General features: G+C 67.6%; 23 protein-coding genes and 1 tRNA gene. 5 read left to right on the forward strand and 19 right to left on the reverse strand.

Annotated elements, in window-relative coordinates:
- Entirely contained in the window at positions 1–1434 is a 1434-nt protein-coding gene (locus tag LC060_RS03970; protein WP_226632902.1) for an ATP-binding protein, read from the forward strand.
- Positions 1435–1464: 30 nt separating this feature from the next.
- On the opposite strand, the gene LC060_RS03975 is transcribed toward LC060_RS03970, so the two are convergent.
- Positions 1465–1540, reverse strand: a tRNA-Thr gene (locus LC060_RS03975).
- Positions 1541–1717: 177 nt separating this feature from the next.
- Between LC060_RS03975 and LC060_RS03980 the strand changes: the two genes are divergently transcribed.
- Complete coding sequence (locus tag LC060_RS03980; RefSeq protein ID WP_226632904.1) at positions 1718–2890, forward strand: pyridoxal phosphate-dependent aminotransferase; 1173 nt, start codon at positions 1718–1720, stop codon at positions 2888–2890.
- Between the two features lie 75 nt (positions 2891–2965).
- Entirely contained in the window at positions 2966–3424 is a 459-nt protein-coding gene (locus LC060_RS03985; protein WP_226632906.1) for a hypothetical protein, read from the forward strand.
- 21 nt (positions 3425–3445) lie between these two features.
- Here the strand turns inward: LC060_RS03985 and LC060_RS03990 are convergent, their stop codons facing one another.
- Complete coding sequence (locus tag LC060_RS03990) at positions 3446–4126, reverse strand: hypothetical protein (RefSeq protein WP_226632908.1); 681 nt, start codon at positions 4124–4126, stop codon at positions 3446–3448.
- Positions 4127–4456: 330 nt separating this feature from the next.
- On the opposite strand from LC060_RS03990, the gene LC060_RS03995 reads away from it, so the two are divergent.
- Positions 4457–5044: a hypothetical protein gene (locus LC060_RS03995; protein ID WP_226632910.1), complete on the forward strand. Its 588-nt coding sequence runs from the start codon at positions 4457–4459 to the stop codon at positions 5042–5044.
- Positions 5045–5309: 265 nt separating this feature from the next.
- Here the strand turns inward: LC060_RS03995 and LC060_RS04000 are convergent, their stop codons facing one another.
- The 12 genes from LC060_RS04000 to LC060_RS04055 form a co-directional block, all read right to left on the reverse strand.
- The gene (locus LC060_RS04000) at positions 5310–5915 is read right to left on the reverse strand and encodes a response regulator transcription factor (protein ID WP_226632912.1); all 606 of its coding nucleotides are present in this window, start codon (positions 5913–5915) and stop codon (positions 5310–5312) included.
- 210 nt (positions 5916–6125) lie between these two features.
- Positions 6126–6497, reverse strand: a complete 372-nt coding sequence (locus LC060_RS04005) for a flagellar protein FliS (protein WP_226632914.1) — start codon at positions 6495–6497, stop codon at positions 6126–6128.
- Between the two features lies 1 nt (position 6498).
- Positions 6499–7929 carry a flagellar filament capping protein FliD gene (gene fliD / locus LC060_RS04010; RefSeq protein ID WP_226632915.1) on the reverse strand — a complete coding sequence of 477 codons (1431 nt, stop codon included), beginning with the start codon at positions 7927–7929 and terminating at the stop codon, positions 6499–6501.
- Positions 7930–7987: 58 nt separating this feature from the next.
- Positions 7988–9124 carry a flagellar biosynthesis protein FlhB gene (locus LC060_RS04015; RefSeq protein WP_226632917.1) on the reverse strand — a complete coding sequence of 379 codons (1137 nt, stop codon included), beginning with the start codon at positions 9122–9124 and terminating at the stop codon, positions 7988–7990.
- Complete coding sequence (gene fliR / locus LC060_RS04020; RefSeq protein ID WP_226632919.1) at positions 9121–9903, reverse strand: flagellar biosynthetic protein FliR; 783 nt, start codon at positions 9901–9903, stop codon at positions 9121–9123. The genes LC060_RS04015 and fliR overlap by 4 nt, the downstream gene beginning before the upstream one ends.
- Positions 9900–10190 carry a flagellar biosynthetic protein FliQ gene (locus tag LC060_RS04025; protein ID WP_148629326.1) on the reverse strand — a complete coding sequence of 97 codons (291 nt, stop codon included), beginning with the start codon at positions 10188–10190 and terminating at the stop codon, positions 9900–9902. Before LC060_RS04025 ends, fliR begins: the two co-directional genes overlap by 4 nt.
- Positions 10191–10200: 10 nt before the next feature.
- Entirely contained in the window at positions 10201–10977 is a 777-nt protein-coding gene (gene fliP / locus LC060_RS04030; RefSeq protein ID WP_226632921.1) for a flagellar type III secretion system pore protein FliP, read from the reverse strand.
- Positions 10974–11249: a flagellar biosynthetic protein FliO gene (locus tag LC060_RS04035; protein WP_226632923.1), complete on the reverse strand. Its 276-nt coding sequence runs from the start codon at positions 11247–11249 to the stop codon at positions 10974–10976. The genes fliP and LC060_RS04035 overlap by 4 nt, the downstream gene beginning before the upstream one ends.
- A 4-nt stretch (positions 11250–11253) precedes the next feature.
- Complete coding sequence (gene fliN, locus LC060_RS04040) at positions 11254–11607, reverse strand: flagellar motor switch protein FliN (RefSeq protein ID WP_226632925.1); 354 nt, start codon at positions 11605–11607, stop codon at positions 11254–11256.
- Positions 11608–11727: 120 nt separating this feature from the next.
- On the reverse strand, positions 11728–12618 hold the full coding sequence (locus LC060_RS04045; protein WP_226632927.1) for a flagellar motor switch protein FliM: 891 nt from the start codon (positions 12616–12618) through the stop codon (positions 11728–11730).
- 7 nt (positions 12619–12625) lie between these two features.
- Entirely contained in the window at positions 12626–13210 is a 585-nt protein-coding gene (gene fliL, locus LC060_RS04050) for a flagellar basal body-associated protein FliL (protein WP_226632929.1), read from the reverse strand.
- 44 nt (positions 13211–13254) lie between these two features.
- Positions 13255–13770 (reverse strand): hypothetical protein, encoded by a 516-nt coding sequence (locus LC060_RS04055; protein ID WP_226632931.1) that lies wholly within the window; start codon positions 13768–13770, stop codon positions 13255–13257.
- A gap of 781 nt (positions 13771–14551) precedes the next feature.
- Here LC060_RS04055 and LC060_RS04060 point away from each other — a divergent pair.
- Positions 14552–15052 (forward strand): hypothetical protein, encoded by a 501-nt coding sequence (locus LC060_RS04060; RefSeq protein WP_226632933.1) that lies wholly within the window; start codon positions 14552–14554, stop codon positions 15050–15052.
- Between the two features lie 228 nt (positions 15053–15280).
- Here the strand turns inward: LC060_RS04060 and LC060_RS04065 are convergent, their stop codons facing one another.
- Genes LC060_RS04065 through fliF form a run of 5 tightly spaced genes read right to left on the reverse strand, consistent with a single transcriptional unit; the run spans position 15281 to position 20433 of the window.
- Entirely contained in the window at positions 15281–15706 is a 426-nt protein-coding gene (locus LC060_RS04065) for a hypothetical protein (RefSeq protein WP_226632935.1), read from the reverse strand.
- A gap of 3 nt (positions 15707–15709) precedes the next feature.
- The gene (locus tag LC060_RS04070) at positions 15710–17050 is read right to left on the reverse strand and encodes a FliI/YscN family ATPase (RefSeq protein WP_226632937.1); all 1341 of its coding nucleotides are present in this window, start codon (positions 17048–17050) and stop codon (positions 15710–15712) included.
- Positions 17051–17058: 8 nt separating this feature from the next.
- Positions 17059–17700, reverse strand: a complete 642-nt coding sequence (locus tag LC060_RS04075) for a FliH/SctL family protein (RefSeq protein WP_226632939.1) — start codon at positions 17698–17700, stop codon at positions 17059–17061.
- Positions 17693–18703 (reverse strand): flagellar motor switch protein FliG, encoded by a 1011-nt coding sequence (fliG, locus tag LC060_RS04080; RefSeq protein ID WP_226632941.1) that lies wholly within the window; start codon positions 18701–18703, stop codon positions 17693–17695. The genes LC060_RS04075 and fliG overlap by 8 nt, the downstream gene beginning before the upstream one ends.
- Entirely contained in the window at positions 18703–20433 is a 1731-nt protein-coding gene (gene fliF, locus LC060_RS04085) for a flagellar basal-body MS-ring/collar protein FliF (RefSeq protein ID WP_226632942.1), read from the reverse strand. Before fliF ends, fliG begins: the two co-directional genes overlap by 1 nt.

Consider the following 20433-nt stretch of genomic DNA (forward strand, 5'->3'; position numbering starts at 1 on the left):
ATGCGCGCACTCCTCCACCGCCTGATTCCGGCGACGCTCTCGGCCCGGATCGCATGGCTTCTGGTTGGTGGCCTCGTCCTCTCGCAGCTTCTGACCGGGACGATCTGGTTCGAAAGCCGCCGTCGCCAACTGCTCGAGATCCCGGCCCACGTCTTCGCGACCCGGGTTGCGGACAGTCTGCGTGTGCTGGACAGCGCCCCGCCGGACCGGCGCGACGATCTGCTGGCCAAGCTGCAGTCGCCGGAGTTTCGCCTGAAGCGCCTCGCCGTGCTTCCCGACCGGGGAAAGGCGCGCGAGGAGCCGGAGGACCTCGCGCGTAGTTCCTCCATTCTCGCAGGCTCGATCCGGCATCAGTTGGACGGGGCCGTCGAGGTGCGTGTGCTGGCGGCCCAGCTTCTCGATGAGCAAGGCGAACCGGCCGGACGCTGGTCCATGCTGCGCGACCGGGAGCCGCGCGCTGCCTTCACGCTCGCCGTGCGCCGCAGGCCGGACGATCCCTGGCTCGTTGCCAGGGGGCGCGAGGACGAGGACGGCGTCGTCTTCGATCCGGGGGGCACGATCGCGGACTATGTCTTACGCATCTACCTGCTGCGCATCCTGATGGTTGCGGCGCTCACCTGGCTGGGCGTGCGGCTGGCGGTCAAGCCGCTGGAACGGCTGGCCGAGGCCGCGCAGCGGCTGGGGCGCGACATCCGCAGTCCCGCCTTGCCGCGCAAGGGGCCGATCGAGGTTCGCCGTGCGGTGGAGGCCTTCAACGGCATGCAGCGGCAACTGGTCGGCTACCTTGATGAGCGCACGCGTTTTCTCGCGGCAGTCTCGCACGATCTGCGCTCGCCCATCACGCGTCTGCGCCTGCGCGCCGAATTGCTGCCCGCGACCGAAGCAAAGGGCGGCTGGCGCAAGGATCTCGACGAGATGGAAGGCATGGTGGATGCAACGCTGGCCTTCATGCAGGGCAACGCGGGCGAGGACCTGCAGGAGGCGGTTGATCTTGACGCTGTGCTGGCGGGCATTCTGGAAGACCTGCGCACACAGGGCGCGCAGGCGACGCTTGCGGGCCGATGCGGCGCGCCCATTGCCGGTTTCCCGCAAGGACTGCGCCGGTGTCTCGTGAACCTGACCGACAACGCGGTTCGCTACGGCGGGCGGGCCGACATCGTCGCGCAGGACTGCGGGGAGGCCATCGTCATTCGTGTCCGGGATGATGGCCCGGGCATTCCCGAGGCCAATCTCGGCCTCGTGTTCGAGCCCTTCTACCGCGAGGAAAAGTCGCGCAACACCGCGCTTGGCGGTGTCGGCCTCGGCCTCAGCATCGCCCGCGACATCGCCCTTGCCCACGGGGGCGAGCTGACCTTGCACAACCGACCGGAAGGCGGCCTCGAAGCCACCCTGCGCCTGCCGCGAGGCGATCCTCAGGACACCAGGGCCCGATAGCGAGCCCACTGCAACGATTTTGAGGAGAAGTGGTGCCGCTTACAGGACTCGAACCTGTGGCCCCCGCATTACGAATGCGATGCTCTACCAACTGAGCTAAAGCGGCGTCCTTGTGGCGATTCTCGGGAGAACCGATGCCAAGGCAGGGGGCGCCTTTACCGGGGGGAGGCGAGGAGCGCAAGAGGGATTCGTATCCCATGTGCAGGGAAGATGACTGCAGGAGCTTTTCCCGCGTTTCCCAGGAGACTTGCAGTGGAGAGGGGCGGGGCCTAGCAGCGGTGGGATGAACACGTCCGCGTCTCCCGCTCGCCCTGCCTCCGGTGTTGCCGAAGTCGAACCCTTCCACGCCATTTCGATCGGCAAGCTTGCCTATGAACTGGCCGAAGAGGGCCGCAGCATCATCCACATGGAGTACGGCCAGCCCTCGACCGGAGCGCCCGCCGCCGCCCTGGCGCTGGCGCATGAAAAGCTCGACAGCGATCCGGGCGGATACTGGGAGAATGGCACGCTCAAGGCGCGGATCGCGCGGCACTACCACGAGCGTTACGGGCAGGACGTCGAGGCCGAGCAGATCATCCTCACCTGCGGCGCATCCCCGGCGCTGGTGCTGGCGCTGTCCAGTCTGTTCCGGCCTGGCGCGCGGGTCGCGCTCGCCCGGCCGGGCTACGTGGCCTACCGCAATACGCTCAAGGCGATGTATCTGGAGGCGGTCGAGATCGAGTGCGGGCCGGAGGCGCGCTATCAGTTGAGCGCGGCCGCGCTCGAGGCGATGGAACCGGCGCCCGATGGCGTGATCATCGCCAGTCCGGCCAATCCGACCGGCACGATCATCGCGGCCGAGGAACTGGGCGCCATTGCCGAGGTCTGCACGCGGCGCGGCATCCGTATGATTTCGGATGAGATCTACCATGGGCTGACCTATGGGCCCGAGGCCCATTCGCTGCTCGAGTCCGCGCCCGATGCGCTGGTCATCAACAGCTTCTCGAAATACTACTCGATGACGGGGTGGCGGCTGGGCTGGTTGCTGGTTCCGCGCGATCTGATCGAGGTGGCGCGCGCGCGGATGGGCAACCTGTTCCTGACGCCGCCGGTGCTTGCCCAGCATGCCGGGCTCGTCGCTTTCGACTGCGATGAGGAATTGCAGGGGCATGTGCACAATTACACGCAGAACCGGCAGATGTTGCTCGATGCGCTGCCCGATCTCGGACTTGAGAAGATCGCACCGCCCGATGGCGCTTTTTACATCTGGGCCGATATCAGCGCCTATACGCAGGACAGCCTGTCCTTCTGCCGGGACATGTTGCGCGAGACCGGCGTGGCGACCGCGCCGGGTATCGATTTCGATCCGGTCCATGGCAAGACCTTCATGCGCTTCAGTTTTGCGGTGTCGCCGCCCGAGATTGCGGAGGCCATCGCGCGCCTCAAGCCCTGGTTCGCGGCGCGAAGACAGGGCTGAGGCGCGTCGCGTTGAGGTTTTGAGTGTGGGCTGTCGCAATCCGGGATAGGGCGGCGACATCCGGGATTTTCCACATTGACCGGGGGCGGGATCTGCGGCTTTGAGCCGCTTCCCCCCTTCAAGGTCGACACCCTCATGTTTCCCTCCGAACTTACCCTCGATATCGACACGGCCAGCCTCACCGTCCGTTTGCGTGCGTTGGCGCAGGAGTGTGCGCAGTGCGCTCCAAGCGAAGAGGATGCGCGCGTCTGCGAGGCTCTCGCGCTGCTTGGGGCGCGTGTGACGGCGAAAGAGGTCGGGGGCATGGACTGCGTGCTGCGCCTCCTGGGTGAGGACGTGGGGTTCCTCTGCTCGCGAGGGCGAGGCGGTGTGTGCCTCGCGATGCTTGCCGTGGACGGCGCGGATGAAGAGGTCTGCGTGCAGGGCGCCACGCCCGCGCTCGCGCTGCTGGGCGCGTGGGCCTCGGCCTGGCTGGTGCATCTGGGCGATGCGACCGAAGAGCCGCGCGAGGCGGTGTCTTCCCGCCTTCATTGACATCGTCGGGCGCTATTCGGATCAGGCGCAGCCTTGCAATTCGCTTGCGGGAATGTCGAGCCAGGACAGCGTTCCGCCTTTGCCCGCACCTGTGTCGATCCGGACCAGCTTCCCACCCCGGGCATTGGTCTGCGTGAATATGGCCTCGCAGCGGTCATGTCCGATGACGACCTTACGCCCGTGCGGAATGCTTTCGAGCCAGTCGTAAAGGCGCACCGGATAGCCCGAGCTGTCGCGGGTCCCGTCGGTCTGGCCGAACAGGGCGCGGTGTACGCGCCCGTCGCCCTTGAGGGAAAGGGCCTCTCCAGCCGTGGGAGCCGGACGGTCGAACATGGCAGGACTGGCGCCTGCGTGGACGAACAGCCAGGGGCCGATGTTGCGCCACAGGGGCGCGGCGGAAAGGATGCGGATCGTGCTCGCGACAAGGGCATCGCGATCCGGCGCGCGCCGGATTTCGGCCAGTGTGCGATCAAGGCCATGGGTGAGTTTCATGCGCCGCTCGGCGCCATCACCGGCCCGCCACGCCACGAGGTAGCGCAGCAGCTTGAAGCAATGGTTCCCGGGGACGAGCAGGGCCCGGTCCTGTGTGTCGAGCCGGGCAAGGAGCCGCAGGACGGCGGCGCTGTCATTATCGGGATCCTGGTCCGCCGGATCGGCGTCGGTGAGGTCGCCGATAAAACCTAGGGCGTACCCCCGCGCCAAAGCCTCCTCGGCCGGGGCATGCACCGCATGCGCGCCGTGGATGTCGCCAAACCATCGTATGCCGGCGTATGTCGATGGAAAGGAAGATGAGAAAGTCACAGGGAAAAGCGTATCGGTCCTTGGCCAGGGTCAGCCCCATCCTACCGCGCATCCGTGGATATGGCCACGCGCGCCGAGCGATCTGTCAGACGGCTCAGGCGAGGCCATCCGGACATGGCAATGTCGGGGAGGGCCCGGAGGCAGGTCCGGCCGAACGCAAGCGTCGGTCCGGGCCTGCCCATAGTACACGACTAGCGGGACCAGGAGCCGGTTCGGGACGAGCCCGGACCGGTGCTTGACGATATCTCACGGAAGGTGTTGCGCATCGGTTTTCAAGAACATGCGCAGGTCTACGTAGGCGTGTGCCAGCTTGCGGACAGGCGGGCAGCCTCTAGAGTGCTCCTTATGGTGATCTCGACGTTCTTTCTCGTGGTGTCTGCTGCCACCGCTTCGGCTGCCGCCTGTGACCTGCGTTCGGACATGGGCGCGCGCGAACTTCACGAGGTTCTTGCCCGGCGCGCTGTCGAATTGGTGGTTACGGCGGCGCGCTCCGATGCGAACAGCAGGGACCGGTTGGATCGGTTGATGGATCCCGACGCTGCCTTTGACCTGGGGTCAGGCGATGTCGGGCGGCCAATGGGGCACGGGGCGGAGGGCGCACGCGCCGTCGTCGCGCTGATGAAGGCCGATCGATATCGCTATCTCGGCTGGGACTATATGGATGGGCCCGTCGATGCCTGTGGCGAGCACGAGGCGTCCATCGAGTTCATCGCCTCTGCGGATCGGCAGGTCTATCCCGTCACATTCCACTTTCACAACGGACGTGTGATCGAGGCAAAGGGGTGGTCCCGGTCCTTTCGTGAAGGGACCTTGCCGTGATGAGTCGATGATCCCCCGCCGGTTGTAGGCAGTCGGGACAGGCAGGGCGTTCGGGTGCGTCCACTGGAGCCGGACAAAAGTTCCTGAGGACATGCCGACCAGTCGGACGTTGATTCAGATGGGCAGCGTCCTTGGGTTCCCAAGCTGTCGGCCTCGCCTTTCGCGTGCGCCCCCCGATTGAGAAAGGGGAGGTCGACGATCTGGCTGCCCCTCCTGGAATGATTTCCTGTTTCCGGCTTTCCGGCCCTCCCTGCCTGCGCCCCGGTTAGTGGACCATGGCCGCTTCGATGGCGATGCGGATGGCATCGGAGGTGTGGTTTGCGCCCAGCTTGTTGAGCATGTTGGCGCGGTGGATTTCCACCGTGCGGGGGCTGATCGAGAGCTTTTCCCCGATGAGGCGGTTGGACAGGCCGCTGGCGACACCGCCGAGGACTTCGCGTTCGCGCCTGGTGAGGCGGTCCACGCGGGCGCGGGCCATGATTTCACGCAGCTTGGCGTTTCCCACGCTTTCGGCCCGGCGCATCGCGCGGTCGAGCGTTTCGTTGAGTTCGGGCGCGGTGATGGGCCAGGCAATGTAGTCGATCGCGCCGTCGAGGATGGCGCCGACAATGCGCTGGGCGGCCGGGTTTTCACTGAAGGCGATGATCGGAAACCATTCGCCATGCAGGGACATGTTCTCGATCAGTTCGTCGATGGCGCCGGCATCGTCATGGATCAGGATGATGCCCGAGCGCGGCCAGCTGGACGTCAGTTCGGAGAGATTCTCAAAGGGTTCGACGTGAATGTTGGCCGAAGACAACGCGTGGCTGATGGAGGCGCGGCGGCGCATGTCCTTGTCGATCAGGATGAGGTTCGAGATACCCTGTTCCAAGATAATTCTCCCTTCTTATTTCTGCTTAGGGAGATATCGCAAATCGGGGCGTTTTCCTGAGGTTTCCCGTCCAATGTCGAGGTTTTGGGCGGCGGTCCGAGGGAAATTACCGAGAAATCAAAGCAAGGATAGACCATCTGGGCCGCCGAAATGGTGGTAGATGGAGAATGCACCGAAAATCTGCGACGCTAGGTGGTAAACGCGGCGGGATCAGCCGGTCTGCATGGCCTGGCTGATTTCCAGGAAATCGCTGCGCAGGGCATCGATCCGGTCGCGCGCGAACGTCGTTGCGCTATCCAGGATCGTGCGCCGTGCGGCCGCGTAGAGCTGGTTCAGCGCCGAGGCTATCCCGCTGTCGCCCGAGACGCCCATCTGCAAGGCGGTGACGGCGGTCAGGGCGCGGGTCATCGAGCGGCTCTTCAATTCGCCATCGCCGATCGCGTCCGCGTGGAGCGCGGTGCCCAGCGCGCTGACGAGATGTTCATAGCACAGGTGCACCAGCTCGGTGCGGTCGGCGCCGTTGACACGGGCGTCGAAGTCGACGCGGCGATAGGCTTCGTGCGGGGTGACGCGTCCGAGCATGTCAGCTGTCCGAACGGTTCCACTGGGCGATCTGGTTCTCCAGCATGGCCATCGTGGAGTTCAGCATGCCGATGCGGCTTTCCGAAGTGGTGAACTGGCCGGCGAGGCGCGCGCGCAGCTTTTCCTGCTGCTCGGCGATCTCGGTGCGGCTCTCGGAAATGTCGGTGAGCTGCGTGGTGTACTTGCGGATCGAGGCCCCCAGCGAGTTGAGGCTCGTGGTGGAGGACGCGTCGCGGTAGATGCGGTTGATGCTGGCGTAGACACCGTGGACGCCGGTCGTGAACATGGCCGCGACGCCTTCCGGATCGGCTTCCATGGTGGCGGCGAGCCGCTCGGTGTCGAGCGTGAAGGTGCCGTTGCGCTCGGTCTTGAGGCCCAGGTCGCCGAGCGTGCGCGCGGTGCCCGTGGCGTTGGGCATGATGGTGCTGCTGGCAAGTCCCGAGAAGGCGCGCTTGAGCGCGCGGGCGCCGCCGTCGTTGGCGAGTTCGCCGCCGATGGCGGTCGCCGCGTTGAGCGCGGACATGACTTCGTTCAGCGCATCGGTCAGGTCCTGCATCGAACTGGAGATGCTGGGGCCCGGATCGGCGAACGAGACGCGAGTGGGCGCGCCGATATTGGTGCCCGAAAGCTGGAGACGCACGCCGGGGATGACGTCGCTTACCGTGTTCGAGGTGGAAGTGTAGTCGAGCCCGTCGACCGAGAAGGCTGCGTCCACGGCGCTGGCGAGCAGCTCGCCATTCGTGGAGGACGGGTTCCAGGCAAGGTTGGCGAGGCCGGGTTCAAGTACGTCCTCGGCCGCCTCCAGGATGAAGCCGTTGGCCGCGCCGTTCTGGCCCTTGAGGACCAGCTGGGCGCCGTCGACGGTCTGGGCGACGTAGGCCTGCACGCCCGCATTGGCGCCGTTGATGGCGCTGGCGACGTCGGCGAGCGTCGCGCCGCTGGCAATCGTGATGTCGACTGCGGCGTGGCCGGTGTCCTCGGTGAAGGTACTGCCCGAGACCGTGCCGAAGCGCAGGGTCAGGGTGCCGGCGCCAACCGTGTCGGAGGCCGAGGCATAGGCGTTGCTGGCGATGTTCTGGCCACTGGCAAGGCGCGTGACTTCCAGATCGTAGCTGCCCTTGGGCAGCGACGTGCCGGTCAGCGAAGCCGAGGCGACCGAGCTGTTGGCGACGCTGGGCGTGCGCGAGAGGTCGCCGGTGCGGATCAGCGTGCCCAGCGAGGTGTCGAGCGCGAGCATCATCGAGCGGATGTCGGACGCGGAGGAGATCTGGGCTTCCAGCGTCTCGCTGCGGGTGTCGAGCCGGTTGACCTTGTTAGCGAACTGCGCCTGCGCCAGCTTGTTGGCGAGGTCGAGCATATCGATGCCGCTGCCCCCGCCGAGGGCGGTGACCAGCGAGCTGGTGGCGGTGGGGGAGTTGTTGATCGTGCTCATGGCAGAAAGAACGGCTCCACGAAGGGCAGGTTAAGGGTGGCGACGTGCAGGGCGGGCATCACGGGCCTGCCGATTCCAGGCGGCCCTCGCTGTCGAAGCGCAAGGTGACGGGCACTGCAACAGCGGGGCGGGTGCGTGTCTCGCCGCGCTTCAGGGCCATGACGAAGGCCAGGATCGCGGCTACGGCGACGTAGTGTTCCTCGCGGATCATGCGCTTCTCCCGGGTGCTGTAATAGACCGAGCGTGCGAGCGCGGGGTATTCCAGCGTGGGCACGGCGTATTCGGCGGCCAGTTCGCGGATCGCCATGGCCTTCTCGCCGCGCCCCTTGGCGACGAGGATAGGCGCGGGCGCCTTATCGGGGTTCCAAGACAGGGCCACGGAAAAGTGCGTGGGGTTGGTGAGAACGAAGCTGGCTTCCTGCATCGCGGGGATGAGGGCGCCCATCGCGATCTTGCGCTGGCGGTCCTTTATCGCGGCCTTCTTTTCGGGCGCGCCTTCGCTGTCCTTCTGTTCGTCGCGCACTTCCTGCAGTGTCATCTTGAGGCGCATGAGACGGCGAAACAGCTGGACGGGCAGGTCGAGCAGGGCGATCAGCGTGAGCCCTGCGGCGAGCCAGAAGAGCAGGAGGACCAGTTCCTCCCAGGCATAGGAAAGCTCCTGAAGCAGGTTGCCCCGGCCCAATCGGGCAAGCGTTTCCAGCCGGTCGCTGGCCCACACCCAGGCGATGGTGCCCAGCAGCGTCACCTTGGCGAGGCCCTTGACCATCTCGATCAGGCCATTGGGCCCGAACATGCGCTTCAGGCCCTTCATGGGATCGATGCGCGAGCCCTTGAAGGCCAGGTTCGAGGCCAGCCAGCGGCCTTCGCCAAAACCCAGCTGCGAGAGCAGGCTGACGAGCATCACGCTCACCCCGAGGAGGAACACCGGGGGGAGGGCGGCAATCAGGGCCTGGATGAGGAGGGCCCCGGGGGTGAAATCGTCGATGGCACCGGGCGTGAAGAGAAACCCGGCGCGCAGCACGCGCACGAGACGCTCCAGCAGCCACGGCCCTGCGAGCAGCAGCCAGATCGCGCCAATGGCGACCGCGCCCGCGGTCCCCAGCTCGCGCGAGCGGATGACGTCGCCCTTCTTGGCGGCATCGCGCTTGCGCTTTTGCGTGGGGGCAAAGCTCTTTTCGCCGTCGCTCTCGCTCATGGCGCGATCACCTGGGCGGCGTTGAGGATCGCTTCGCGCGAGAGGCGGGTGACGAGATCGGTGAGAACCGGCGCAGAGACAAGCAGCGCGGCCAGACCGCCGAGGATCCCTGCGGGCAGGCCCAGCGAGAAGAGATTGAGCGCGGGGGCGGAACGGCTGAGGACGCCCGTTACCAACTGCACGGTGAGCAGGACAAGGCAGACCGGCAGCGCAATGGTCGCGGCGGTTGCGAACATCTGCACGCCAAACCCGGCGATGAGGGCGAAACGTCCGGTGCCCAGCCAGGTCTCACCCGGGGGGAAGGTGCGGTAGCTTTCCACGATGAGGGCGAACCATTGAAGGTGCGCGCCCAGCCCCAGGAAGATCATCGTCAGGACGACCGCGAAGTACTGGCCCAGCGCGGGCGACTGCGTGCCCGAATTGGGATCGACCGCAACCGCCATGTTCATGCCCATCGAGCCGCCGATGACCTCGGCCGCAATGACCGGGGCGGCAAAGGCGAGCTGGAGCACGAAGCCGAGCGCCAGGCCGATCACGACTTCGCCCAGCACGGCCAGTAGGCCGGGAAGCGAGAAAAGCGCGGCGGGCACGGCCACATTTGTCCAGGCGCAGACCAGCACGGCGAGCGCGCCCGCACCGATCACCCGCAGCTGCGGAGGCACGCTGGGGATGCCGAACAAGGGCGCGGCGACAAGCGCGGCACCGATGCGGGTCATCACGAAGAGCATGCGCCAGAACTCGTCTTCCAGGGCGCCGAAGCCGAAGTCGAGCTGGATCACGGGATGACCTGCTCGGCCTGGCCCATGCGCGCGATCTGGGCGAAGATTTCCTGCGCGAAGTCGCCCACCAGCGTCATCATCGAGGAGCCCATCAGGACAAGGACCAGCGCGACGACGGCGAGCTTGGGGACGAAGGTGAGCGTCTGCTCGTTGACCGAAGTCGCCGCCTGTACCAGCCCCACCGCAAGCCCTACGGCGAGGGCCGAGAGCAGCACCGGCGCGGCGACAAGGGCGGTGACCCACAGCATCTTGTCCGCAAGCGCGAGAAGGTTGGTGATGTCTTCCATCGCCGCGCCCTCAGGCAAAGCTGGCTGCGAGCGAGCCCATCATCAGCGCCCACCCGTCGACAAGGACGAAGAGCAGGAGCTTGAAAGGCATAGAGACCACCATCGGGCTCATCATCATCATGCCTAGCGACATCAGCACCGAGGAGATCACAAGGTCGATGACCAGGAAGGGCAGGAACAGCATGAAGCCGATCTGAAAGGCGGTCTTGAGCTCGCTGGTGACAAAAGCGGGCAGGAGGATCGAGAAGGGCACCTCGCGGCTGGAGGCAAATTGCGGCGCGTTGGCCATCTCGGCAAACATGGTGAGGTCGCGCTCGCGCGTCTGGCGCACCATGAAGGCGTGAAACTCCGTCCCCGCGTTGGCGATGGCCTCCTGCGCGTTGATCTGGTCGGCGGCATAAGGGGCGATTGCGGTCTCGTTCACGCGGTCGAGTGTCGGGGCCATGACGAAGAGCGAGAGGAACATGGCAAGCCCGATCAGCACCTGGTTGGGCGGGGATTGCTGGAGACCGATGGCCTGGCGCAGGATAGCCAAAACCACGAGGATGCGCGTGAAACTCGTCATCATCAGGACGAGGCTGGGCAGGATCGTCAGCAGCCCCATGATGAGGAGCAGCTGGAGCGACATGCTCATGCCCGGCCCGCCCGGCCCGTCGCCGGTGCCGCCGATCTGTTCGAAGGCGCGGTCGAGCGCGCCGGGGATGGCCTCCTGCGCGTGGGCGAGCGTGGGGATGAGCGCGAGGGCCAGGACCGCGCCTGTAAGCGCGAGCGCAAGCGGGCGTCTCATTCGATCACCTCGAAGGTGGCGCGCGCGGGCGCCTCGGCCAGCCGCGTCAGGCCATGGCGCGAGGCCGAGACGAGGATCTCGCGGCCATGAAACTCGATCACCGCCAGCTTGAGCGTGGGCGAGAGCATGGTCGTCTCGACAATGCGGATGGATCGCGCGCCGCTGTTGATACCGGCGCGCTGCTGGACCTTGCGGGCGAGCGTCAGCGCGCCCCAGGCGAGGAGCGCGATCAGCGGCAGCAGGATCGCGAGCTTGAGAACATACCAGAGCATGGCTCTACTCCCCGCTGGCCTGGGTGGCCTTGCCGCCCGCCGCGCCGGGGAGCGGCAGGGCGGAATCGGCCGCCGTGTCACCGTCCTCGCTTTCGTCCTCGTCGCCGACCATCTCGACGATGCGCAGGCCAAAGCGCCCGTTGTGCGAGATGACCTCGCCGCGCGCGATGGGCTTGCCGTTGACGAGGATGTCGAGCAGCTCGTCGGTCATCCGGTCGAGCACGACCAGGCTTTCCGGGCCGAGCGCAAGGACGTCCTTGAGCTTCATCTGCGACCGGCCGAGCTCGACCGAGACGCGCACGTCGACATCGCGCAGGAATTCAAAGCCGCGCGGGTGCTTTCGTGGCGGCGCTGTCATGGCGTTTTCGTCATGGCTAAAGGGTTCCCCAGTTGAAGACGCAGGTGTGACCGCACCGGCGTGGTGGCAGTGCCCGTCCCGTCCGTGCCGCTGTGCAGACGGCGTGGGCGGGGCGGGCGTTCAGAAGGCCTGTCCGACCTGGACGGCGACCATGTCGTCCAGTTCCCCGACAGTGCCGGTGGCAATGATCTGTCCTCCCGCCATGAGCGGCACGGCCCGGCTGACCGGAACCGGGATGACGTCGCCCGGACGCAGCGCCGAGAGACGGCGCATGGGCATGGGCATGTCGACGAGGACGGCGGTGAGTTCGAGCAGGAGCGAGGCGAAGGGTTCCTCGGTGGGACCGGCCTTGCGCGGCGCGGCGCGGGCGCGCGCGGGCTTTCGCTGGGGCAGTAGCAGCGGACCCAGCGTGGTGACCGGAAAGGCCAGGCTCAGCGTCCAGGGTTCCGCGCCCGCTTCCTCAATGTCGAGTGAGAGCTGGAGTAGGTCGGCGCGCATGTCGAAGGGATCGAGCTGGCGCAGGCTGGTGTCGCGGCGCAAGGGGCGCACCAGCGTGGCCGTCTCGTGCGAGAACAGCTGACTGAGCGTCGCCGCAATCGCCCCCTCGATCCGCGCGAGCAGCAGCTCGGCCGAGACCGGGAAACGGTCGGGCAGGGGATCGGGGACGACGCCATTGCCGCCGAACGCGCGATCGACAAGGCGAAACACCGGCGCCGCCTCGAAGGTGGCGAGCAGCGGCAGGTTCTTGGGCCCCGCGCCGAGCAGGGCATGGGCGGCGAGGGTCTCGAGTTCGGACTGGATGCCGCCCAGCGTCGTGTCCATCGGCATTCCGGCGCGCACCACAGGGGGATCGCCGCCGGAAATGCGGGCCAGCTCGCCGGGCAGGATCCGCACCAGCCGCTCGCCCAGGAACGAAAGCGCGGGCACCAGCTCGTCGATCGACGGTGCCTTGCCGAGCAATTCGGTCGCATGCTTCGCCTTTACAGGGGCCGTATCCGAGGTCGCGTTCATCCCCGCCTCACTGGATGATCAGCGTGCGGAAGTAGACGGCATCGACGCCGCCGTAGCCTTCCTTCTTCGTGAGCACGTCGTTGATGGTCTTGGTCAGGCGTTTCTGCAGCTTGTCCTTGCCCTTGATGGTGAACATGTCGTCCTCGTGCGTGTCGGCGATGACGGAGAGCATGTTCGAGCGGATCGCCAGTTCGTGCTTGGCCAGCCATTGCAGAACGCGGCCGTCGCGCCGGGTCGAGCACGCCAGCGCCAACTGGACCAGCGCGTCGGAATCCTTGAGGTTCGAGGTGAACTCGTCCTTGAACGTGTAATAGGCGGTGCGGTATTCATCGCCGCCGTCGCCGTGCTCTTCATGGCCACCGCCGCCTTCCTCCTCGCCTTCGCCCGCAGGCGGAGCGTAGGGGTCGACTTCGCCCTTGCGGACAAGTTGCGGGCCCTTGGGCTCGTGGCCTTCCGAATGGCCGCCGCCCAGGAACATCATGGCACCTGCCGCGCCGCCCCCGCCCACGACGAGCATGGCCACGGCCACGAGGATGAGGCCCATCTTGCCTTTGCCCTTGGGCTTGTCGTCCTTGTCTGCCTTGTCGCTCATTCAGAAATTTCCTCGCTGGGGCCTGTCACCAGGCGTACCTGTCATCAGGCGTAGACGCCGCCGCGCGTGTCGCGGGCCGGGCGGTCGGACGAACGGGCCGGGGTACCCCTGGCAGGCGTGTCGGAGCCTTCGCGGCCACCGGAACGCGATGTCCCGGAGGAGCCCGACGGCTGGCCATCCTCTCGTGCCTGCCCCGCGCCCTGCGCGAAGCCTTGCGCGCCCTTGTGGTCCTGTCCGTTCGGCGAGGAGGCGGTGTTCTGCCCCTGCTGCCCGGAGGACTGCTGGAAGGGATTCTCGCGCGGGGTGTCGCTGCCCTGCGTGCTGGAGGCGGCCAGCACCTGTGCGGCGGCGCCCTGTACGGAGGCCGCAAAATCGGGATCGGCGCTGCGCAGCGAGACGCTCATGCCGGTTTCATCCGGGCGAAGTTGCAAGGCGACGTGCCCGAACTGGGCATGGACCAGCGAGGTGCGTACAACCTGTGGCCCTTGCGCCTCGCGCGCCTCGTGAAGGCGCCCGAGCAGTGTGTCGAAATCGTGCGGGGTTTCGGCGCGCAGGGGCACCTGTAGCTCCGAACCCTGAAGGGCAGGCGCATCTGCTCCCTGCACCATGACCGACGAGAACGGCGCGCTTGGCTGCGATGGGGGGCTGACCGGTGCGGGCGCAGGAGAAGCGCCTGACGGCATGGCGGTGTCCGCTGCCTTCTCGGGTGCGCGAGCGGAGAGGGGGCGGCCCTCGTTCGTGGGGAGGCCTCTGGAGGCGAACTCCGTGTGGGGCTGGGGCATGAACTCGCCCTCCTGCACCGGAAGATCCGCCCGCACCATTGTGGGAGTGACCCCAATTCCCTTGGCGGGAGCCGGGGCCGGTTGCGCGGGCACCGGTGCAGGCTGCACTTCCGATTGGGTGTGTGCCGAGGTCGGAACGGGAAGATCGGGCTGCGCGGGGGCGGGCCTATGCAGGGTGGGCCTGTGCAGGAGGGTCGCCGGGGAAAGGGCCAACCGTCTGGTGACCGCTACCTTTCGGGCCAGGTCTTCCATGCCTGGTGGGCGCGACGCCGGGGGCGCTGCACCTTGCAGGGAGGGAGCGACAGGGCGGACCGGAGAGGCCTCCTTCGCGGACGGCATCTGAACCGGTCGCCCAGCCGCATCGAAGGAGAGCGTCACGGGGGGCTGCGTTGGCACGGCGGGCATGCGCAGCCGGGTAACCGTCCCGGCAAGGGCGCTTTCGGAGGCCCCTTCCCGAGACGTTTGTGGGGCTGTCGGCGCGGACGGGGCGCTCCGGGCCAACGCTGCGGGGGGCGGCAGAACAGAGCCCGCCGGAGAGGGTGCGGAAGGCGCGGAACCGATGTGCGGGCCAGAGCCCGCCAGAGAGGGCGGAGCAGGCGAGGCGGCAACGTGCAGGACCGAGCCCGCCAGAGCGGGCGGGGCAGGCGAGGCGGTGACGTGCGGGACCGAGCCCGCCAGAGCGGGCGGGACAGGCGAGGCGGTGACGTGCGGGACGGAGCTCGCCGGAGAGGGCGCTGCAGGCGATGCGGCGATGTGCGGGACGGAGCTCGCCGGAGAGGGCGAGGCAGCCGATACGGCGACAGGTGGAACGGGCACGTCGACGAGCAAGGCGAGCCATGGCGGTGTGAGCGGTGCGGGCAGCTCCTGTTCGCCGGGAGAGACTTCTCCCGTCACGTCCTGGGAGGCGCTGTCCGGGGCTGCGCCAAGATCCTGCGGCGCGGCTGGCGGCAGCGGATCACCGATGGACGGCAAGGGATTGCCGCCCGGCAGGGGCGTGATCTGGAGCATGGCCTCGGCGCTCGGTGCCTGCGCCGGGACAGGGTTTGGCATCGGCATGTGAGGGGCGGGAAGGGTGGCAGGGGCGGGGGCCGTATCCCCCTCAAGCGAGGCAAGTCCTTGCAATGTCGCCGAGAAGTTCGCGCCGGTGCCGCTCTCTCCGGACACGCCGCCAGGACCCTCGCCCGACGTGGCGGGGCCGTTCAGGATCGTCCGGAGAAGGCCGAGGCTTTGGGAAGGTGCGTGCGGAGGGATCATCGAATACGGGTCCTTGGACTTGCCATGCGAAGGACTATTCAAGCTCCGTGCCAGCTGCGCGGCGTGCGGAGAGAACGGGCGTTGCCGCCTGCTTCGCGATCATCCGTTCCTGGAGGGCCGCGCGCTCCTCGATGGCGGCGCGGCGGCGTTCGGCTTCCGCAAGGTGCTTCTGCTTGGCATCGGCAATGGCGTGCGCGCGCTCGGCATCGCCCTGGGTCGTGCGCGAAAGGGTCTGTAGCCCGGAGACGAAACGCCCGATCTGGTGCAGCGCCGCGCCATCGGTGGCGGTACGGCGTGTGGCGTAATCTTCGGCAAGGCGGCGGGTACGCTCGGTCAGGGCCTGGAGTTGGGCCAGGGTCCCCTCGGCCTGCGCGGCTTCGGCCGCAGCGGTCTGGCGGGCGATGTCGCGCACCTTTTCCAGGCGGCGCAGGCGGGCGAGGCGCTTGTGGGCGTCGGTCATCGATCAGCTTGCGAGCAGGGCTTCGAGCTGGCTGGCGCTGTCCTTGAGCGGCACGACCTCGCCGGCCCCTTGCGCGAGGAAGGCCGTCAACTTGCCGGTCATGGCAATCGCGCGATCAAGCTGGGCGTCGGCGCCGGGGCGATAGGCGCCCATCAGCACGAGATCGCGGTTGGCCTCGTAGCTGGCCGTCAGCGCGCGGAAGGTGCGGGCGAGCTTCTGGTGCTCCTCGGGCACGATGTCGTTCATCACGCGGCTGAGCGAGGCGGCAATGTCGATGGCTGGATATTGCCCGCGCTGGGCCAGTTCGCGGCTGAGCACGATATGCCCATCAAGGATCGATCGTGCGGTATCGACGACCGGATCGTCCTGGTTGTCGCCATCGGCAAGCACGGTGTAGAGCCCGGTGACCGAGCCGCCCGAGGCCGCCGAGTTGCCCGCACGCTCGACCAGCTTGGTGATCGTGGCGAGCGCGGAAGGGGGGTAGCCGCGCGCCGCGCCGGGTTCTCCCAGCAGCAGGCCGATTTCGCGCGCCGCGTGGGCGACGCGCGTCAGGCTGTCCATGATGAGCAGCACCTTGCGCCCGCGCGCGCGGAAATGCTCGGCCATCGAGGTGGCCAGCATGGCTCCGCGCAGGCGCAGGTTGGGCGCATGGTCGGCCGGGACCGCGACGACCACGGTCTTCTCCTTCATGGCCGCGTTCATGTGCCGCTCGACGAAGTCCGAGACCTCGCGGGCGCGCTCGCCGATGAGGCCGACCACGACAACGTCCGCGCCATTGCGGGCGAGCGAGGCGCCGCGCGCGATCATGTCGATCAGCACCGACTTGCCCACGCCCGAGCCCGCCATGACGCCGATACGCTGGCCCACGCCAAAGGTGGTGAGCGCGTTGAGCGCGCGCACGCCGGTGTCGAAGGGAACGCGTACCGGGCTGCGATCGAGCGCGGAAGTGCGTACGCCACCCGCGGGCCACTCGCCGCGCGTGTGGATGGGGAGGCCGCCGTCGATAGGCAGCCCTTCGCCATCGACCGCACGGCCCAGGAACGCCTCGCCCACGGGCAGCATGCCCGGGCGCCCCTCGGGAATGACCCGTGCACCGGGGCGCAGCAGGATCGTGTCGCCCAGCATCATCATCATGGTGCGCCCGTTGCGAAAGCCGATGACTTCGGCGAGCAGCGGCGCCTTGCGCCCGTCCGCAACCCGGCACATCGCGCCCACCGGGATTGCAAGGCCGCTCACTTCGAGCAGCCCTCCGTCGCAGGCGGTGACATAGCCAAAGCGGCGTGGCGCCAGGTCGACCGGATCTGTGGCCAGATCGCGCAGGATGGCTTCGCACATGTCCAGCATGAGGCCGCTCAGCAGTCGTGCAGCGCTTCGGCGATGGCCTGGCGCCAGGCGGCCGGGCCGTCCTCGATCCCGCCGCTGGCGGTCTCGATGCGCAGCGCCCCGCGTTCGAGCTTGGGGTCGGCCTGGAGCGTCCACTGCTCGGCAAGGCGGGGGGAGACCAGCGCCATGTCCTCGGGGTTGAGACGGATCACGCGCTCGTCGTCGGCGCGCGCAAGCATGGCAACCGCGTTGGCGACACGCCGCTCAAGCGCTTCTGTATCGAGCGCGAGCGGGGCCAGTGCGCTTTCGCACAGCGCCGCGACCGTTTCGCGCAGGCGCAGGCGCAACTGCTCTTCCAGTTCGGCATCGAGCCGGGTGAGCGAGAGGCACAGGGCCTCGCGTGCGGCCTCATCGGCGCCGTGCTTTTGCGCGGCGGCCTGCTGGGCCTGTTCGAAACCGGCGGTAAAGCCCTGGGTAAAGGCCTCTGCGAGCGGGTCCGGGGTAACCTCGTCGGGCGCGGTGCCGTCGCGCGGGGAGGTCGGGGCGTCGTCCGCTTCGGTGCTGCGCAGATTCCCGCCGTAGCGCAGGTCGGGCGTGAAGCCGCGCCGGTCGGCGTAAGGCTCGATCAGCTTGAAGCCGGGGCGGGGGAAGGCAAAGCCCAGATCAGACATATTCACCGTCTCCCGAACCCAGGATCAACGAGCCGTCGGCCACCAGCTTGCGGGCAATGGCGACGACTTCCTTTTGCGCCGCGACCACGTCGGCCAACTTGGTGCGCCCACGCGCGGCGATCTCGTCCTTGACGCCGTCCGCGGCGCGGCTGGACATGGCGCGGAAGAAGAACTCGCGCTCCTCCTCCGAAATGCCCTTGAGCGAATCGATGAGGGTGTCGTTGCCGACATCGCGCAGGAGCACGCCCATCTGCTGGGGATCGAGCACGAAGAGGTGCTCGAACTTGAACATCTCCTCTTCCAGTTTTTTGGCCAGCGCCTTGTCCCTCTTGGCAATCTCGCTCATCACGCGCTTCTCGACGACCTTGCCCACTCCGTTGATGATTTCCGCAGCCTCCTTCATGCCGCCCATCTGCAGCGGGCGGCTGCCATGGCACTGGGTGATGCGTTGGCTGAGCAGTTCCTCCAGCATGGCGATGGCCTGGGGCGAGACGGGACCGATCGTCGCCACGCGGTGGATGATTTCCGAGTGCTGTTCAGGCGGCAGGCCGTGGAGGACCTCGGCGGCTACCAGCGGATCGAGCTGGACCAGCAGCACGGCGATGGCCTGGGGATGCTCGTCCTTGATGAGCGGGATCAGCGCGGACGGGTTGAGCCAGCGCGCCAGCTCCACCATCGAGCCCTTGGGCGCATCGGGCGGCACGATGCGCTGCATCAGATTGTCGGTCTTCACCTCGCCCAGCGCGCGGTGCATCATCATGCGGACCTGACCCACCCGGTCGTGCGAGGGCAGGCCAAGCGCTTCGGTCTTTTCCAGGAACCCGGTCAGGGCCTCGGCGATCACGTCCGGGCCGATGTCGCCCAGCGCACACATCTTTTCGCCCAGGAGCCGCAACTCGTCGGGCTCCAGTTCGGCGAGGATGCGGCTGGTCTGTTCCTCGTCCAGCAACATCATCATCACGGCGGCGTTGTCGGCCGCCTCGAAGGGGGCTGCCTCGCTCATCAGGCCGCCTTGGCCTCATCTTCGCTGGGCATGTGGTTGAGCATCTGGCGCAGCGCCTGCACCGCGCCGCCCGGGTTCTCGGCGACGAGCCCGCGGGCGAGCGTGATCTGGCGGTTGAGGAGCTCGGCGCGCGGCACGTATTCCTCTTCCTCTTCGGTGCCGGGGATGACCGGGCGTTCGGCGGGTATGGCCGGGGCCTCAAGCGCGGCGGGTTCGTCCTCGTCCTCGGCGGCGCCCTTGGCCTTCTTGCCTTTCTTGCCCTTGGCGCCCTTCACCTTGTCGCCGCGCACGGCCTTGACCATGGGGCGCACGCCCAGGATCAGGACGAGAAGGACGGCGATGACGGCCGCCCCGTTGCGCACGAGCATGGCGAACCAGCTCGTTTCGTAGAAGGGGAGGGCGGTCTCGGGCGCGACCTCGAAGGCGCGGGTGATGACCTTGACGACATCGCCGCGCTGCGGGTTCGCGCCGACAGCCGCGCTGACGAGGGCCTCCAGGTCGGCGATCTGCTGCTGGTTGGCGCCCTTCATGGCGTCCGCGCTGATCGCGACGGCGACCGAGAGGCGCTGGACGCGGCCGGGACCCGTGTTCGAGACCGAGACCTCGCGGCCCAGTTCGTAGGTACGGCTCGACGAGCTTTCGCCGTTTGTCGGGGGCGGCGTCTGCGCGCCCTGGGCCTGTCCCTGTGTGCCCTGCGGCGCGCCTGGCTGGGCCTGGGTCTGCGGTGGGGGCGTGTTGGCGAGTACGCCGGGTACACCCACGGCGGCCCCTCCGGTGCTGGATTGCGACTGCTGCTGCGTCTCGCTGCGCACGACGCCGTCCTTGTCGTAGCTTTCGCGCGCGGAGGTCACCTCGTCCATGTTGAGGTCGACCTGGATCTCGGAGGTGAAGTTGCCTTCGCCCAGCATGGGGGAGAGCAACTGGGCGACCTGTTCGCGCAATTTGGCTTCCATTCGGGCCTGTAGGTCGAGCCGGTCGGAATCGACGCCCTGGCCCAGCTGCGAGAGGAGACGTCCGTGCTGGTCGATCACGCGCACGGCGTCGGGCGAGAGACCCGGCACCGATCCGGCGACAAGGTTGACCACGGCGCTCACCTGCCCGTCGGTCAGGCTGCGGCCCCGGGCGAGGCGCACCATGACCGAGGCGGACGGGGGCACATTCTCGCGCACGAAAACGGATTTCTCACCTGCGGCGAGATGCACGCGCACGCTTTCGACACCATCGATCTCGCGGATGGTCATCTGCAAATCGGCCTCGCGCGCGGCGCGAAGGCGCTCGCCTTCGAGCGTGCGGCTGGCGCCCATCGGCAGGCTGTCGAGCATCTGCGCACCGCTTTCGGGCACGGCGAGCGCGCCGTCCGAGGCAACCAGCATGCGCGCGCGGTAGAAGTCGCCCTCCGCCACGGTCAGCGCGCCGGTGGAATTGTCGATGCGGTAGTCGATCGCGGCCTGGTCGAGCGCGGCGGCGACGCTGGCACGTTCGCTGTCGCCGAGCTGCGCGTAGAGCACGCGCTGGGGATCAGGGGCCATCGCGCTCCAGGTCAGGAGCGCAGCACCGATTGCGGCAAGTCCGACGAAGACCGGCAGGACCTTGCGCACCGCAGGCTGCGCGGTGAAAGCCGAGAGGCGCGTGAGCACAGGCCCGCCGGAAGGGTCGGTGAAGGGCGCGAAGAGCGAGGGCGCGGCGGGCAGTTGCGCGCCGCCTGCGGGGGCGGGGACGAGGTCGGCCAT

This window comes from Novosphingobium profundi, assembly GCF_020524485.1.
In the GTDB taxonomy this organism is placed as follows: domain Bacteria; phylum Pseudomonadota; class Alphaproteobacteria; order Sphingomonadales; family Sphingomonadaceae; genus Novosphingobium; species Novosphingobium profundi_A.